Source organism: Litoreibacter ponti (assembly GCF_003054285.1).
GTDB lineage: Bacteria > Pseudomonadota > Alphaproteobacteria > Rhodobacterales > Rhodobacteraceae > Litoreibacter > Litoreibacter ponti.
Genome location: NZ_QBKS01000001.1, coordinates 2,272,014 through 2,287,745 on the forward strand (window position 1 = coordinate 2,272,014; position 15,732 = coordinate 2,287,745).

Here is a 15,732-nt window from a genome sequence, read left to right on the forward strand (position 1 = left end):
CGACACGCCGCTTTTTGGATCACTCCGTCGCGGATCAAAGCCCCAGCACGTCCAGCATATTGTAGTGCCCTGGCTGCTTGTCTTGCGCCCAGACCGCCGCTTTCACCGCGCCGCGCGCAAAGATCGCGCGGTCTGTCGCGAGATGGCGCAAGACGATGCGCTCGCCGTCGGCCGCAAAAATCACGTCGTGCTCGCCCACTACATCCCCGCCACGGAGGGCGGCGAAACCGATATCCCCGCGTTTGCGTGCCCCGGTGATGCCGTCGCGCCCGCTGTCCTTGACGTCCTTCAGCGCGACGCCGCGCCCCTCGGCGGCGGCCTCGCCCAGCATCAGGGCCGTGCCGGACGGCGCGTCGACCTTGTGCCGGTGATGCGCCTCTACGATCTCGATATCGAAATCCTCGTCCAGCGCGGCGGCGACTTTCTTGGTCAGTTGCACCAGAAGGTTCACGCCAAGGCTCATGTTGCCCGCCCGCACGATTTTGGCCGTGTCAGGCATCTGCTCCAAGGCTGCGATATCATCCTCCGACAGCCCGGTGGTTCCGATCACATGGACCACACCCGCCTGCGCCGCGACGTCTGCCAGCGCCACCGTTGTCGCGGGGCTGGTAAAGTCGATCACTGCATCGGCGCCTGCAAGGATATCACGCGCATCGTCGACTACGGGCACACCTGTCTCGACACCACCCATCGCAACGCCAAGGTCCCGTCCGACCCATGCGTGACCGGGCCGCTCGGTAGCGCCCACGAGGGTCGCGTTGTCCGAACGGTTGATGGTCTCGATCAGCATCTGGCCCATCCGGCCAGAGGCGCCCATGATGACGATACGTGTCATACTGTGCTCCCACATAAAGCGTTGCGGGCGATGTAGGACCGGTTGCACCGCCCGTGCAAGGGCCTTAAGTGCGAGCGTATGGCAAAGAAATCCAACTTCGCGGGTGCAGGCCCTTCGCAGCGCATGCTGCGCGTCGGCGAGCTGATCCGCCGCTCCATGGCCGAGATCCTGGCGCGCGGGGATGTGCATGACCCTGACCTGAACCGTATGTCGATCACGGTCTCCGAAGTGCGCGTGACGCCCGATCTGAAAATCGCGACCGCTTATGTTCTGCCGCTGGGTGGCGACCAAAAGGAAGATGCGCTGGCGGCACTGGCACGCAACAAGGGCGAACTGCGACGGCTGATCACCAAGAAGATCGCGCTGAAGCACTCACCGGACCTGCGGTTCATCCTCGATGACACGTTCGACCGGATGGATGAGACCAAGCGGCTGTTCTCAAGCGAGGCCGTGCAACGCGACTTGGCCCCAGGCCTTGATGACGAGGCTTAAGGCCGCAATCGCGGCGCTGTTCGCGCTGATCGGCACGGCGGAGGCCTGCCGCAATATCGACCATCTCGGACATAGCTACACGGTCTGCACGGCGGAGGATGCGTCGTCCATCGGGTTGTGGCTGGACGACGACCGGGGCGTCATCGGCGAGTTCTTCGCGTTGGAGGACATGCTCGCCGCGCAGGGCAAAGAGCTGCGCTTTGCGATGAACGCCGGAATGTACCATGAGGATCGCCGCGCGGTGGGTCTATATATATCGGAGTTCAAGCAGAAGGCCCCGATCGTCACCCGCGCGGGACCGGGCAATTTCGGGCTGCTGCCGAACGGTGTGTTCTGCGTCTCAGGCGGCAAGGCCCGCGTGATCGAAAGCCGCGCCTTTGCTGCCAACCCGCCCAAGTGCCGCATCGCCACGCAATCCGGGCCGATGCTGGTCATCAACGGCAAACTGCATCCAAGGTTTCTACCCGACAGTACCTCGCGAAAGCGGCGCAATGGCGTGGGCGTGGACCGTGCGGGGCGAACCCATTTCGCGATCTCCAATGGGTTTGTGCGGTTCCATGACTTCGCCACGCTCTTTCGCGATGTGCTCGACAGCCCCAATGCGCTGTTTCTCGATGGCTCGATCTCACGGCTGCACGCGCCGGAGTTGGGACGTTCGGATGGCGGCAGCCGGATGGGCCCGATCATCGGGCAGGTGCGCGCGAGGGATTGAAGCCCGGCGCGCGGCGCTCTAGACCCGCCGCTCAGACAATGGAGCATGACAATGGCACGCCGCAAAAAGGGCCGCGACATTTCCGGATGGGTGGTGATCGACAAGCCTGCCGGGATCACCTCGACCAATGTCGTGGGCAAGGTCCGCTGGGCGTTTGACGCCAAGAAAGCGGGTCACGCGGGCACGCTCGATCCGGATGCGACCGGCGTTCTGGCCATTGCACTAGGCGAAGCGACCAAGACAGTGCCCTTCGTGACGGACGCAATGAAGGCTTACCTTTTCACCGTGCGACTGGGACAAGCCACCAACACCGACGACGCAGAGGGCGAAGTGATCGCCGAAAGCGATGCCCGCCCGACGGATGCCGAGATCGAGGCGGCCCTGCCCGCCTTCACGGGCGACATCATGCAGGTGCCGCCGCAATTCTCCGCGGTGAAGATTGACGGGGAGCGTGCCTACAAACGGGCCCGCGACGGCGAAGAGATGGAGATCGCCGCGCGTCCGCTCTTCGTCGAAGAGCTGAAACTGGTCGCGCGGCCGGATCCGGATCATGTGACGCTGGAAATGACATGTGGCAAGGGCGGATACGTGCGCTCGATCGCGCGTGATCTGGGCGAGGCGCTTGGCTGCCACGGCCATGTGCGTGAGCTGCGGCGCATCTGGTCAGGACCGTTCGATATCGAGGATGCCGTGACGCTCGATGAAATCGAGGCCGTGGCGAAGACCGACGGTGTGCTCGACTTCCTCGGCCCGCTGGAGATCGGGCTGGCCGACCTGCCGGAAGTGCCAACGACAGAAGCGGGCGCGGCCAGGATGCGCAATGGCAATCCGGGCATCGTGATCGCAACCGGGCTTGAATACGGCGATGAATGCTGGGCGTCGCTGAACGGCGAAGCGGTCGCGGTTGGCCGGTTTAAGGCAGGCGAATTGCATCCTGCGAGAGTGTTCGTAAAGGCAATTCTGTAACAATCGGTTCCGAACTCACGGGGAAGTGGGCGTTTGTTTCACAAAAACCGCCCGAATTGTTACAGTTCTCACGATACAGGCGCGCAGATCACGCATTCGCGTGAGGTATCTGTTCGTATGCGCACCGATTTTGCACAAAGGTTCCAACGCAACATTCTGGAGCTTACCATGACCACGCAAACCAACATCTCTCACCAAATCTGGACCGTCCTGCTTGCAGGAGGGCTCGCCACTGTCGCCTTTGATCTCTTTGGACAGGGCCTGTCTCCGGCGTTCGGGTTTTCCAAACTCGCCCCGGTCGGGCTGGCGACCGCAACGCTGAAAACCGTCCTTGGGGACATCCCGAAAGGCGCGGGCGATATCATGCACATTTTAACGGGCCTGTTCGTCTACACGCTGGGCTACCTGCTTGTCGCCAAACCCATCCAGCAGAAGATCATGCCGGGCCTGCATTGGGCGATCACCGCAACCGTCTACGGCATCGGCCTTTGGGTCTTTGCGCTCTATGGCGTCGCGCATCTGATCGCGGGCAACAAGCCGTTTCTGGGCTTTACCGGGATCACCTGGGTCGCACTTTGGGGACATATCGTCTACGCTCTAGTCGCCGTCTACGTCATCGAACGCGGGCCATTCTCGAAACGCGCGGAGGCTTGAAGCCATGCACATGGGCTGGCACAACCCGGCCCATGATCACGCGCACACATCTCAAGGGCGACGCGGCTTCGACGGCGATCTACTCTGATTGCGAACGCTACCGCTACGCCCTGACCCGCATATGGGACGAAGGCGGCCGCAAGGTCGCCTTTGTGATGTTGAACCCGTCCACCGCGACGGAGGTGCAAAACGACCCCACGGTTGAGCGGTGCGAGCGCCGCGCACGCGCGCTGGGTTTCGGCGCGTTCCGTGTCTGCAACATCTTCGCGTGGCGCGACACCGACCCTTTCAAAATGCGCAAGGCGCCCGAGCCAGTGGGCCCGGCCAACGACGATGCAATCGTAGAGGCCTGTGGCTGGGGCGACATGGTGGTCTGCGCCTGGGGCATCCATGGTGCGCATCTTGATCGCGGGCCAGACGTCGAGCGCCTGATGCGCGCCACGGGCGATCCGCTCTACCATCTGGGTCTCAGCAAGGCCGGGCATCCCAAGCACCCGCTGTATATTTCCTATGCACAGCAGCCGGAGCTGTGGGTCGCATAACCAAGAAGGAGGCCAGCATGGCAGAGAAATCCATGATCCCCGGGTTCGCAAAGCGCAGGATCGAGGTGGATGGCGTTGGCCTGTCCGTTCATATCGGTGGGTCCGGCCCCGCGCTTGTGATGCTTCATGGATACCCGCAGAACCACATGTGCTGGGCCAATATCGCGCCGAGCTTTACGCAGGACTTCACCTGCATCATCCCCGATTTGCGGGGCTATGGAGACAGCGATGCGCCGCACGATGACAGCCACGATCACAGCACATACTCCAAGCGGCGCATGGCATTGGATCTGGTGGGCATCCTGGATGCCTTGGAGATCAAGCGCGCCCATGTCCTTGGGCACGATCGCGGCGGGCGCGTGGCTTACCGGTTCGCGCTGGATCACCCCGAGCGACTGGACCGGCTTGGGATCATAGAGATCGTACCGACGGGGGATTTCTGGCGCGCCTGGGGCGCTGATCTGGCCCTGAAAGGCTACCACTGGACCTTCCTCGCACAGCCACATCCCGTGCCAGAGCGGATGATCAATGCCGACCCCGTCGCCTATATTGACCATACGCTTAAGAGCTGGACGAACGCCAAGTCGCTCGAGATATTTCCAACGGCGGCCTTGGAAAGCTACCGTGTGCAGGCCCGCGATCCGGCGCGCATCCACGCGATGTGCGCCGACTACCGCGCCGGGGCGTATTTGGACCGTGCCCTCGACGAGGCAGACCGGGAGGCGGGCCGCAAGATCACGGCGCCTTTGCGGTTCCTCTGGGCGGAGGGCGGATTTCCGGGGCAGACCGGGGACCCCGCCGCCCTGTGGCGAGCCTGGGCCGAGGTTGTGACCGACCAATCCTGCGTCAGTGGGCATTTCGTTATGGAAGAAAACCCCGAAGCAGTGATCGACTGCTTCGGGGCCTTTTTCAGAACCGTCTGAGGTACGTTCGGGTTTAGGCCGCGGCGGCCTCGGTCTGAGGATTGGTCGAACTTGCGACCGCGACTTGCACGTCAACGGCCTCTGGCGCGTCGGCAACCTCGTCCGCCATGGTCTCGGGCGCGGTCTCTGATGGATCAGCGGCGACTTCTTCAGCGACCTCGTCCGTCACGGCTTCGGGAACTTCCGGGAAGACCAGCCCTGTATCCGCATCCGAGAAAGTCAGCGTTTTGACGATCAGGATATCTTCGGCGGCCAGATCACCGGGGGTGGTGACCGTCAAAACGATTTGCTCGCCCATCAGGATGTTGGCGGAACCATCGGCATTTGCGACCACACTGATTTCGGGCGCGTCGCCTGCAGAGCCGTCATAATGCACCTGAATGGTGTCTTCGTCCGCGTCAAAATCCGTGACAACGCCAGCCTCGCCCGGGCGCACGAAGGTGCCCGTCGCGAACCGGTCCGATCCCTCGCCGCCGGTTGCGGTGTCGGAGGAGCCGATGAAGAAGAAATCGTTGCCCTCGTTGCCGAACATGGTGTCGCCCGCGTCTTCCTCCAGCGGGCCAAAGGGCAGGTCCGTGTCAAAAACACCAGTGAGGATGTCGTTGCCCTGCCCGCCGCTCATCTGGTCGGCGCCAAGACCGCCGCTGATCACGTCATTGCCGACGCCACCGCGCACGTCATCATCGCCATCGCCACCATCCACGAAATCGTCCCCGGCCCCGCCTGCGACCAGATCCTCGCCCGCGCCGCCAGCCAGCACGTCCGAGCCGCCGTCGCCCTGAAGCGTATCGCCCCCGTTCTCCCCGAGGATGATATCATCGCCGCTGCCGCCGCGGATATTGTCGGAATTGCCACCACCCTGAATGGTGTCATTGTCCGATCCGCCTTCCAGCGTGTCGGTCCCGACGCCGCCCAGAATCAGGTCCTGGCCTTCGCCGCCGCGGATCGTGTCATTGCCCTGACCACCCGCGAGCGTGTCGTCACCAGCGAGTCCGGAGATCTCGTCATCGCCGCCATTGCCCTGGATCAGGTCGACATCGAGCGTTCCCAGAAGCAGGTCTTCGCCGTTGGTGCCGTCGATTTCGTTGACTTCAGGGCCCACGGGGGGCTCTGGCGGCTCTGGCGAGGTGTTATTGTCATCATCGTTGAACACTTCCGCCAACGCACCGACCAAGGCCAATAAGCCTACGACTCCAAACATGGTTTCACTCCCCCGAGGAACAAGAATTAAACATCTGGTAATATCTTAGGTCAGGCAGTCGTCGCACGGCCAGCTATTTCGCCATCTTTTAGCCTTAATTTGCACTTTCTTTTGCCGTTGTTTCCCGAGGCAAAACAACTGACCTCAGCCCGCGCTTTTGTCCGACGCGTTTGGTTAAAAAATTAACGATTTCCGGGGCCTTACTGTGAGCCAGGACGCCTTGGAGAAAGAATCAGGCTTTCCAAGCCATTCGATATTGCCTATACGCCCGCATCCGGCTCGTACGCGAGCACGGAGCTCCACGGGCCTTGCTGGACGACATCCCGGCTCGCGCCATAACCTTTAACCTTTGAAGGAGACCCCGATGTCGATCACTGCTGACGAAAAAGCACGCCTGATGAAGGAATTTGCAACCAAGGACGGCGACACCGGTTCGCCCGAAGTTCAGGTTGCGATCCTCACATCGCGCATCAACACCCTGACCGAGCACTTCAAGACCCACAAGAAAGACAACCACGGTCGCCGTGGTCTTCTGAAAATGGTGGCTCAGCGCCGCAAGCTGCTGGATTACACCAAGGGCAAGGATGACGCGCGCTATCAGGACCTGATCAAGCGTCTTGGCATTCGCCGCTAAGCGCCTGTATCGCACCATGTTGAAGGGGCCCCGCAGGGCCCCTTTTTCTTTGCGCCTCAGAAACCGATGAAGAAATCGGCCAGCGCCATGAACAGCGGGATCGACAGGATCGCCACGGGCGTGCCGAGGCCGGTCGAGGTGCCGACATAGGCTGACGGGTTCGCCTCTGGCAGCGCGCCGCGCATTGTCGGTGGGCCAGAGATGTCAGAGCTTGACGCTGCCATCACCGACAACAGCACGACACCCCCGGCGGAGAAGCCCGTCAGGTGATGGGCGACCAGCCCGGCGCCGAACCCCAGCAGCCCGTGGATAATCGGCGCGGTCAGACCGTATAGCACGTAAGCACGGGCGACCTTGCGCATCTCCGACAGGCGCGACCATGCCTCCATGCCCATGACCAGCATCAGGATCGACAAGAGGCCCCTGAAGAGTGGCTCGTAGAAGCTCTCGTATACCGCTTCCGGTCGCGCGAACACGCCCAGCGCCAGACCCAACAACAGCGCGGAGATGGCAGAACTGCGGAACGTATCAACGAGGATCGATTTGATCAGCCCGCCGTCGAAACCGCCCGACGTGCCGCTCCTACCGCCGCCCATCGTCAGTGTCCCGCCTTGGACAGACGCGGCTGTCTTCCGCTGCGCGCTTAACTTCGCCAGCACAATCGCTGTGACCAACGCCGCGATATCCATGAACGGGTAGAGCGCACCGATGAAGCCTTCATATACGATCCCTTCGCCGTCGAGAACCGCCATGGAGGCCGCGAGCGTAGATGCGGACACCGCGCCGAACAAACCCGCGGTCGCCATCCCGTCCATCGGACTGACGCCGCGCAGGCGCACCAGCGTCCGCGCACCCAGCAGCACAATCGCAATGCCGACAATGGCCGCCGCCAAGGCGGGGACGGCAAGCGAGACAAGATCCGCCTCTCGCACAGATATGCCAGCGCCGATACCGACCTTCAGCAGCAAAAGCATGACCACAAATTTGTAGACGGGCTCGGGCACTTCCAGCTTGGAGCCGAGAGCGGCCAGCATCATACCCCCGATCAAGAAGGCAAGCGTTGGCTTTTGCAGCTGCGCGCCCATGGTCGTGAGGATTTCGACGATCAAGTCCATGGCTTCGGTCTCCGATCAATTTGGCTTGACCGGGACATAAGCGTCAGTCTGATAGAAGAAAAATATATCTTTATGAATTGAACGTTCTATTTTCTGGATATGTTGAATTACCATCATCTTCGTTACTTCCGCGCGGTCGCGCATGAGGGAAATCTCACCCGCGCCGCCGAGCGGCTCAATGTGTCTCAATCCGCCCTCTCGACCCAGATCAAGCAACTGGAAGAGCGGCTGGCCCATCCGTTGTTCGAGCGGGTCGGTCGGCGGCTGGAGCTGACGGAAGAAGGGCGCATCGCGCTCGACCATGCCGACCGCATTTTCGAGACGGGCGACGAGCTGCTGGCGACATTGCAGCGCAGCGGGCAAGCGGTGCCGCCGTTGCGCGTGGGGGCGCTATCGACCCTGTCACGCAACTTTCAGATGCAGTTCCTCGCGCCGTTGGTGGGACAGGACGGCGTCGACATTACCCTGCGATCCGGAGACGCGGATCAGCTTCTTGCAGCCTTGCGTGACCTCGCGCTGGACGTGGTCCTGTCAACCGAGCCTCCGGCAGGTCAGGACGTCATTGCGCACCGCGTGGCAGAGCAGCCCGTGGGTCTGCATGGAAAGCCAGAGCTTCTTTGCCACAAGACGCTCGGTGCGCTGATGCGGAATGCCCCCTTCATCCTGCCAACCGAGACGAATATTCGGGCGGGATTCATGGCGCTGGCGGATCGGCTGAAACTGACACCCCGGATTGTCGCCGACGTCGACGATATGGCCATGGTCCGCCTGCTGGCGCGCGCGGGTGCGGGCATTGCCGTGGCCCCGTCCGTCGTGGTCGCGGACGAGCTTGAGGCCGGGCGTCTTGTGACTGCGCCGTTCGATCTGGACCTGTCGGAGCGTTTCTTCGCCGTGACCCTGCGGCGGCGCTACCCCCATCCTTTGCTGGCAGGCTTGCTGGATGCGGCGAAGGGTCCGGCCTAAGCGCTTCCCATTGCGTCCGAACTCCTGTATGCGCTCTCTATCTGAGACGTGAAGCCTTTGGACCCCGGGCGCACACAGAGGATAGGGGTCGGCGGCAATGGGGCCGCCATTGAAATGGGAGACCCGGAACGCCGGGAGTGCTCCCTGTAAGGATCCGATACATGTTTAATGTGACCAAAAAATCCATCGAGTGGGGTGAGGAAACTCTGACGCTCGAAACCGGCAAGGTTGCCCGTCAAGCCGACGGCTGCGTCATTGCCACCTACGGCGAGACCTCCGTCATGGCCGCCGTGACCTTTGCCAAAGAGCAAAAGCCGGGGCAGGACTTCTTTCCGCTGACCGTGCACTACAACGAGAAATACTACGCCGCCGGTAAAATCCCCGGTGGCTTCTTCAAGCGTGAAGCGCGTCCGACCGAAAAAGAGACGCTGACCTCGCGCCTGATCGACCGTCCGATCCGCCCGCTGTTCGTCCCCGGCTTCAAGAACGAAGTGCTGGTGATCTGCACCGTGCTGTCCCACGACCTGGTCAACGACCCCGATATGGTCGCGATGATCGCGGCCTCCGCCGCGCTGACGATCTCGGGCGCGCCGTTCATGGGCCCGATCGCGGGCTGCCGCGTGGGCTACGAGGATGGCGAGTACATCCTGAACCCGGAACTCGACGACATGCACAACCTGCGCAACAACCCCGAGCAGCGACTCGACCTGGTTGTGGCGGGCACCAAAGACGCCGTGATGATGGTGGAATCGGAAGCCTACGAGCTGACCGAGGAAGAGATGCTGGGCGCAGTGACCTTTGCCCATGAGCAGATCCAGCCGGCCATCGACCTGATCATCGACTTCGCGGAAGATTGCGCGAAAGAGCCCTTCGACTTCACGCCGCCGGATTATTCCGAGCTTTATGAAGCCGTGAAAGCTTCGGGCGAAGCCGCCATGCGCGAAGCCTATGCGATCACCGACAAGCAAGAGCGCACCGCGGCCGTCTCTGCCGCGAAGGAAACCGCCAAGGCGGGCCTGAGCGAAGAGCAGCTTGAGGATGAGAACCTGGGCGCGGCACTGAAGAAGCTCGAATCCACCGTGCTGCGCGGCGATGTCGTGAAGAACAAGAAGCGCATCGACGGGCGCGCGCTGGACACCGTGCGGGCCATCGAGTCCCAGGTGGGTCTGCTGCCCCGGACCCACGGCTCGGCGCTGTTCACCCGCGGCGAGACCCAAGGTCTGGTCGTGACCACGCTGGGCACCGGCGACGACGAGCAGATGATCGACGCCCTGCAGGGCACCTACAAGTCGAACTTCCTGCTGCACTACAACTTCCCGCCGTACTCGGTCGGCGAAGTGGGCCGCTTCGGCCCTCCGGGTCGCCGCGAGATCGGCCACGGCAAGCTGGCATGGCGCGCGCTGCAAGCCGTGCTGCCCGCCGCGACCGACTTCCCCTACACGATCCGCGTGGTCTCCGAGATCACGGAATCCAACGGCTCCTCCTCGATGGCCTCCGTCTGCGGCGGCTCGCTGTCGATGATGGACGCGGGTGTGCCCCTGAAAGCGCCGGTTGCCGGTGTCGCCATGGGTCTGATCCTGGAAGATGACGGCTCTTACGCGGTGCTGACCGACATCCTGGGCGACGAGGATCACCTCGGCGACATGGACTTCAAAGTGGCCGGTACCGAGAACGGCATCACCTCGCTGCAGATGGACATCAAGGTCGCAGGCATCACGCCCGAGATCATGAAGACCGCCCTGGCACAGGCCAAGGAAGGCCGTCTGCACATTCTGGGCGAGATGAACAAGGCGCTGTCGGAAGCTTCCGACTTCTCCGTGCACGCCCCGCGCATCGAGACGATGCAGGTGCCCACCGACAAGATCCGTGAAGTGATCGGGTCCGGCGGCAAGGTCATCCGCGAGATCGTGGAAGTGTCCGGTGCCAAGGTCGACATCAACGACGACGGCATCATCAAGATCGCGTCCCCCAACGGCGAGGCCATCAAGAAGGCCTATGACATGATCCACTCGATCGTGGCAGAGCCCGAGGAAGGCGTGATCTACACCGGCACCGTGGTCAAACTGGTCGACTTCGGCGCGTTCGTGAACTTCTTCGGCAAGCGCGACGGCCTGGTGCACGTCTCCCAGATCGAGAACCGCCGCCTGAACCACCCCTCGGACGTCCTGAAAGAGGGCCAAGAGGTGAAGGTCAAGCTGCTGGGCTTCGACGACCGCGGCAAGGTCCGCCTGTCGATGAAAGTCGTGGATCAGGAGACCGGCGAAGAGATCAAGAAGGAAGAGACGGCAGACTAAGCCGTCCACCAAGATCAAGAACTGGAAAGGCCCCGGTGGAAACCCCGGGGCTTTTTTCTATCCGTCGTCCCCGTGCGACGCCCGGGTCACTCCGTATAGAAACTGACGGTAGCGACAGCGACATCTGCCTCGAACTCGCGGCCAATGGCTAGCACGCCGATCCTGCGCAGCCGTGCCGGATCGAAGCTTTTGTCGGTGCGATGCGGCTCAAACGCGGTGAAGGGGATGCGGATCGTAGTCCACTTGGGCGGGGCGATAAAGTCCGCGCGGAAGGAATGCCATGGACGCTCCAGCTCGTCGGTGCGCACGCGCAGATCATACTCTTCGTCATTTCCGTAAACCTGCAGCTCGATCCCGTCCCACGCGCTGGCATCGAAGCTCCCGTCGCCCAGATCGAAAGCCATTTGAACGAAGCCACCATTGTTCTCGAGCGAGACCTGTCCCGTCAGCCGCATTGCAGCGCGCCCGGCGATTTCTGCCTTGGATGCGCGGCCTTGGGACACCCCTCCCATGACGCCGTCGGCCACGTATTCCCAATCTGGATCAAGCTGCATCTGCGCCTCCGCTGCGGGCAATGGGGTAGCTTGCATCACAGCCAGAGCCACCGTCAAAATGTGTTGCATCGTCATACGTGGCGAGGTGGATCGGCCACGACCAAGATCAAGGGCACGTGATCACGCGCGTGTTATTGCCCTTTTCATACATTCGCCGGTAATGTCACGAAACTAAGCCACCTCTCGTCACGTTTTAGAGGGGTAAGGAGGACATAAGAATGATCGACCGCCGCACATTTCTGACCACATCCGCTGCCGCCGTGGTGGCAAGTCCCGCTTTGGCGCAGCGCAAGGGCTGGACAATGCCCGAGGAACACAAGCCCCGCGTGATTACGCTTCAGGGCGATTTGCCGGCCGGCGAAATTCACGTCGATCCCCGCGCTTTCGCGCTTTACTGGACCCTGCCCGAGGGGCGCGCGCTGCGCTATGCCTGCGGCATCGGCAAGGCAGACCTTTACGAGAGCGGAAGGTTCACCGTGGGTGCCAAGAAGGAATGGCCATCCTGGACGCCGACCCAAGACATGATCGAACGGGATCCGGCGGCCTATAAGCAGTTCGAAGATGGGATGCCCGGTGGGCCGGAAAACCCGCTTGGATCGCGCGCGCTGTATCTGTTTACACCGGGTCGGGGTGACACGTTCCTGCGCATCCACGGCACATCCGCACCCTGGACCATCGGGTCTGCCGTCTCGAATGGGTGCGTGCGCCTGACCAATGCGCATATCGCGCATTTGTATCAGCGGGTGCCCAAAGGCACGAAGGTGGTCCTGCACTAATCACGCGCGGACAGACATCCCTTGTAAGGCAAGCTACGGCGGTCAAGCCGCCTGCACCGATACCTTGGCCCACAGAAAACAAAGCCCGCCAGAAGCGGGCTTTGCGATGTAAACAGACCTGACAGAAATCAGCCGGGTGCTTTCACCGTACGTAGGTAAGGCAGCACGGTCGTGACCTCGCCAAATTTCGCGGTCGCATCTTCGGTCGAAACTGCGGGCGGCACAATCACGTCTTGGCCGACCGTCCAGTTGGCAGGCGTCGCTACACCCTTGGCAGACATTTGCAAACCGTCCAGCGCACGGATGATTTCGGCGAAGTTGCGGCCGACTGTCATCGGGTAGGTCATCATCAATTTTACCTGCTTGTCCGGCCCGATGATGAACACGGACCGCACGGTGGCACTGTCGGCGGGCGTGCGCCCGTCCGGCAGCACGTATTCGGACGGCAGCATGTCAAAGGCCTTGGCCATATCCAACCCGTCATCAGCGACGATTGCGAACTCGGCCTTCGCCTCCGCCACCTTTTCGATGTCGGCTTTCCATTTGACGTGATCCTCAACCCCGTCGACCGAGACGCCCAGAACCTTGGTGTTGCGCTTGGCCCATTCATCGGCAAGCTGCGCGACTGCACCAAACTCGGTCGTGCAGACCGGCGTGAAGTCCTTGGGGTGCGAGAAAATCACAGCCCAGCTGTCGCCCACCCAATCATGCAGTGAAATCTCGCCTTGATCGGTGGTGACGGTAAGGTCGGGGATGGTGTCATTGATACGCAATGCCATGGCAGCGCTCCTTTCTTGAGAGACTCGGTTAATCCCTATGTAAGGGAGCGGCCCCTGCGTTAACAGGGGGTGGCGTGACCTCAGACCCCGCCACGGTTATGTGGCGTGTACGGCTTGACCGATCCGTTCGGGCGCGGAAATGCAATAGTCGGGCTGACGGTCGCGATCTGGCGACCCACCGGCACCGGGGCGATCAGCTTCCATTGCGGGATCTTGAACGAGCCGGGACCATAGAGCTGCACCACCGGCGTCATCGAGCGCGCTTGCGGGCCATGGGTGTTCTTGCCGTCCGCATAGTCCTTCCGCGCCTGCATCATGTCCTTGTGAAAGGCGTCCTTGTCGGCCCCCTGCCCCACGGGCTTGCCATCGGGAAACCCGGCCGAGAACTTGAACTCCACCTCGTCAGAGCTCGGCAATCGCGCGAGCGCGTAAACATAGACCAAAGGACGCAACTCGAACGGGCGCAGACCCAGCTTCATCTCGATCTCGGTCGCGGTCAGCCCCCAAAGGTACCGCTCCTCGGTCACGTAGCCGCTAATGTGATCTTTGTTCGAGTTCTTCTCGCTGCCCATGAAATTGCGCGCCGAGATGCTGAACACCTTCACCAGGCGCGACGGCCCCGTCAGGGACCAGTGTTTCATCGAGCTTGCCTTGATTCCTTCGCCGACGTTCATGGGCGGCTCCCTCCGTTCAAAATGACTGCTTCAAATGCCGGTAGGGTGCCGCGTCTTGCTGAGAATGGGAAGGGGAAGTTTTCAGAAAGGCGCCTTGGCCTTGAACTGCATGCCGCGGCCACCCTGCGGATGGCGCAGACGCAGGCTCTCGGCGTGCAGCATCATGCGCGGGTAGCGCGCAGCATCGTCGGAATAGAACGGATCGCCCAAGATCGGGTGGCCGAGGGCTTGCATATGCACTCTCAGCTGATGCGACCGCCCGGTCTTGGGCATGAGCCGCATGCGCGTCGTGCCGTCTTCGACGCGCAAGCGCCGCCAATTGGTCACTGCCTCCTTGCCGGTGACAAAGTCGACATGTTGCAATGGCCGGTTCGGCCAATCGACAACCAGTGGCAGAGAGATGAGGCCCTCTTTATCCGCCACCTCGCCCGCCACCCGCGCGACGTAGGTTTTCTTGGTCTGGCGCTTCTCGAATTGCAGGCCAAGATGCCGCTGGGCGGATTTGGTCTGGGCAAACACCATGACGCCTGACGTGTCCCGGTCGAGCCGGTGGATCAGCAAGGCCATGGGAAAGACCGCCTGCACCCGCGCGATCAGACAATCGGCCAGATGCGCGCCCTTACCGGGCACCGAAAGTAGCCCGGCGGGCTTGTTGACCGCCAGCAGCTCGGCGTCCTCGTGAAGGATATCCAGCGGATCGTCCGGCGGCGCGTAGTCAGCGTCCATCATCTGCGCGCCCTCAGCATCGATACCGTGTACATAACCAATGCCGCCCAGATCATCGGGAAGGCAATCGCGCGCGCGGTGCCGAATGGCTCGCCGAACACGAAGACCGCCACCAGAAAGATCATTGTCGGCGCGATATATTGCAGGATCGCGATAGTGGTCAGCTTCAACCGCTTGGCGCCGTTGGCGTAGAATAGCAATGGCACCGCCGTCACCACCCCGCAGCCCAGAAGCATCCACATGTCGGTGTCGAAATGACTGTCACCTGATTGCGCGATGAAAGCCCAATAGCCCAGGGCAAGTGGCGCAAGGATCAGGACCTCCAGCAGGAAGCCCTGATTTGGGCCTATGGGCAGCGACTTCTTGCACAACGCATAAAGCCCCCACGAGACGGTCAGCCCGATGGCAACCCATGGCAACCGCCCGGCATCCAGCGTCAGCACAAGCACCGCAGCAGCGGCCAGCGCGATGGCCGCCCATTGTGCCCGCGTCAGCCGTTCGCGCAGGATGATCGCCCCAATTGCCACGCTGAACAGAGGGTTGATGTAGTAGCCCAGCGCCGCCTCCAACGTCTGACCTTCAGCGATCGCCCAGATATAAATGCCCCAGTTGATCGAGATCAGCGCTGCGGAGACACATCCCATCGCCAGCATAGAGGGCGTGGCCAGCGCCGCCCGGATATCCGCCGTGCGGCCCAAAACGACAAGGACCAGCCCCGCGATGGGGACAGACCAGATCACGCGATGGGCAACGATCTCGACCGCGGGCACATGGGACAAAGCCTTCATATAGAGGGGCAGGAACCCCCACAGAAAATACGCGCTGACGGCAAAGCCAAGCCCTGCCGCGCTGTCGCCATCTTGGACCGGAGGATCACTTGCCTGCGCCATGC

General features: G+C 62.0%; 18 protein-coding genes. 10 read left to right on the forward strand and 8 right to left on the reverse strand.

Annotated features, from left to right (window positions below):
• Positions 1–34: 34 nt before the first annotated feature.
• Positions 35–835, reverse strand: a complete 801-nt coding sequence (gene dapB, locus C8N43_RS11555) for a 4-hydroxy-tetrahydrodipicolinate reductase (RefSeq protein ID WP_107845742.1) — start codon at positions 833–835, stop codon at positions 35–37.
• 78 nt (positions 836–913) lie between these two features.
• Here dapB and rbfA point away from each other — a divergent pair, with 78 nt between their 5' ends.
• The 6 genes from rbfA (at position 914) to C8N43_RS11585 (ending at position 5,124) form a co-directional block, all read left to right on the forward strand.
• A complete protein-coding gene (gene rbfA, locus C8N43_RS11560) occupies positions 914–1,327 on the forward strand; it encodes a 30S ribosome-binding factor RbfA (RefSeq protein WP_107845743.1) in 414 nt (137 codons plus the stop codon).
• The gene (locus C8N43_RS11565) at positions 1,314–2,039 is read left to right on the forward strand and encodes a phosphodiester glycosidase family protein (RefSeq protein ID WP_107845744.1); all 726 of its coding nucleotides are present in this window, start codon (positions 1,314–1,316) and stop codon (positions 2,037–2,039) included. Before rbfA ends, C8N43_RS11565 begins: the two co-directional genes overlap by 14 nt.
• A 51-nt stretch (positions 2,040–2,090) precedes the next feature.
• Positions 2,091–3,005: a tRNA pseudouridine(55) synthase TruB gene (truB, locus tag C8N43_RS11570; protein WP_107845745.1), complete on the forward strand. Its 915-nt coding sequence runs from the start codon at positions 2,091–2,093 to the stop codon at positions 3,003–3,005.
• A gap of 168 nt (positions 3,006–3,173) precedes the next feature.
• Positions 3,174–3,659, forward strand: a complete 486-nt coding sequence (locus C8N43_RS11575; RefSeq protein WP_107846340.1) for a hypothetical protein — start codon at positions 3,174–3,176, stop codon at positions 3,657–3,659.
• A gap of 32 nt (positions 3,660–3,691) precedes the next feature.
• Positions 3,692–4,201 (forward strand): DUF1643 domain-containing protein, encoded by a 510-nt coding sequence (locus C8N43_RS11580; protein ID WP_107845746.1) that lies wholly within the window; start codon positions 3,692–3,694, stop codon positions 4,199–4,201.
• A gap of 17 nt (positions 4,202–4,218) precedes the next feature.
• Positions 4,219–5,124: an alpha/beta fold hydrolase gene (locus C8N43_RS11585; protein ID WP_245912979.1), complete on the forward strand. Its 906-nt coding sequence runs from the start codon at positions 4,219–4,221 to the stop codon at positions 5,122–5,124.
• A gap of 13 nt (positions 5,125–5,137) precedes the next feature.
• Here C8N43_RS11585 and C8N43_RS11590 read toward each other — a convergent pair whose 3' ends face one another.
• Complete coding sequence (locus C8N43_RS11590) at positions 5,138–6,325, reverse strand: calcium-binding protein (RefSeq protein ID WP_107845747.1); 1,188 nt, start codon at positions 6,323–6,325, stop codon at positions 5,138–5,140.
• A 364-nt stretch (positions 6,326–6,689) separates the two neighbouring features.
• Between C8N43_RS11590 and rpsO the strand changes: the two genes are divergently transcribed.
• The gene (rpsO, locus tag C8N43_RS11595; protein WP_107845748.1) at positions 6,690–6,959 is read left to right on the forward strand and encodes a 30S ribosomal protein S15; all 270 of its coding nucleotides are present in this window, start codon (positions 6,690–6,692) and stop codon (positions 6,957–6,959) included.
• A 56-nt stretch (positions 6,960–7,015) separates the two neighbouring features.
• On the opposite strand, the gene C8N43_RS11600 is transcribed toward rpsO, so the two are convergent.
• Positions 7,016–8,074 (reverse strand): sodium-dependent bicarbonate transport family permease, encoded by a 1,059-nt coding sequence (locus tag C8N43_RS11600; protein WP_107845749.1) that lies wholly within the window; start codon positions 8,072–8,074, stop codon positions 7,016–7,018.
• A 99-nt stretch (positions 8,075–8,173) separates the two neighbouring features.
• Here C8N43_RS11600 and C8N43_RS11605 point away from each other — a divergent pair, with 99 nt between their 5' ends.
• Together C8N43_RS11605 and pnp are read left to right on the forward strand one after the other, a co-directional pair.
• The gene (locus C8N43_RS11605; protein WP_211308584.1) at positions 8,174–9,037 is read left to right on the forward strand and encodes a LysR family transcriptional regulator; all 864 of its coding nucleotides are present in this window, start codon (positions 8,174–8,176) and stop codon (positions 9,035–9,037) included.
• 161 nt (positions 9,038–9,198) lie between these two features.
• A complete protein-coding gene (gene pnp / locus C8N43_RS11610) occupies positions 9,199–11,331 on the forward strand; it encodes a polyribonucleotide nucleotidyltransferase (RefSeq protein ID WP_107845751.1) in 2,133 nt (710 codons plus the stop codon).
• A gap of 86 nt (positions 11,332–11,417) precedes the next feature.
• On the opposite strand, the gene C8N43_RS11615 is transcribed toward pnp, so the two are convergent.
• Positions 11,418–11,921, reverse strand: coding sequence for a CIA30 family protein (locus C8N43_RS11615; RefSeq protein ID WP_245912980.1), 504 nt, complete (start codon positions 11,919–11,921; stop codon positions 11,418–11,420).
• 182 nt (positions 11,922–12,103) lie between these two features.
• Here C8N43_RS11615 and C8N43_RS11620 point away from each other — a divergent pair, with 182 nt between their 5' ends.
• Complete coding sequence (locus C8N43_RS11620; RefSeq protein WP_107845753.1) at positions 12,104–12,661, forward strand: L,D-transpeptidase; 558 nt, start codon at positions 12,104–12,106, stop codon at positions 12,659–12,661.
• 128 nt (positions 12,662–12,789) lie between these two features.
• On the opposite strand, the gene C8N43_RS11625 is transcribed toward C8N43_RS11620, so the two are convergent.
• The 4 genes from C8N43_RS11625 to rarD form a co-directional block, all read right to left on the reverse strand.
• Positions 12,790–13,440 (reverse strand): peroxiredoxin, encoded by a 651-nt coding sequence (locus C8N43_RS11625; RefSeq protein WP_107845754.1) that lies wholly within the window; start codon positions 13,438–13,440, stop codon positions 12,790–12,792.
• A gap of 80 nt (positions 13,441–13,520) precedes the next feature.
• Positions 13,521–14,114 carry a hypothetical protein gene (locus C8N43_RS11630; RefSeq protein ID WP_107845755.1) on the reverse strand — a complete coding sequence of 198 codons (594 nt, stop codon included), beginning with the start codon at positions 14,112–14,114 and terminating at the stop codon, positions 13,521–13,523.
• 81 nt (positions 14,115–14,195) lie between these two features.
• Positions 14,196–14,840 (reverse strand): RluA family pseudouridine synthase, encoded by a 645-nt coding sequence (locus tag C8N43_RS11635; protein ID WP_107845756.1) that lies wholly within the window; start codon positions 14,838–14,840, stop codon positions 14,196–14,198.
• Positions 14,840–15,730 carry an EamA family transporter RarD gene (rarD, locus tag C8N43_RS11640; RefSeq protein WP_107846342.1) on the reverse strand — a complete coding sequence of 297 codons (891 nt, stop codon included), beginning with the start codon at positions 15,728–15,730 and terminating at the stop codon, positions 14,840–14,842. Before rarD ends, C8N43_RS11635 begins: the two co-directional genes overlap by 1 nt.
• Positions 15,731–15,732 lie beyond the last annotated feature (2 nt).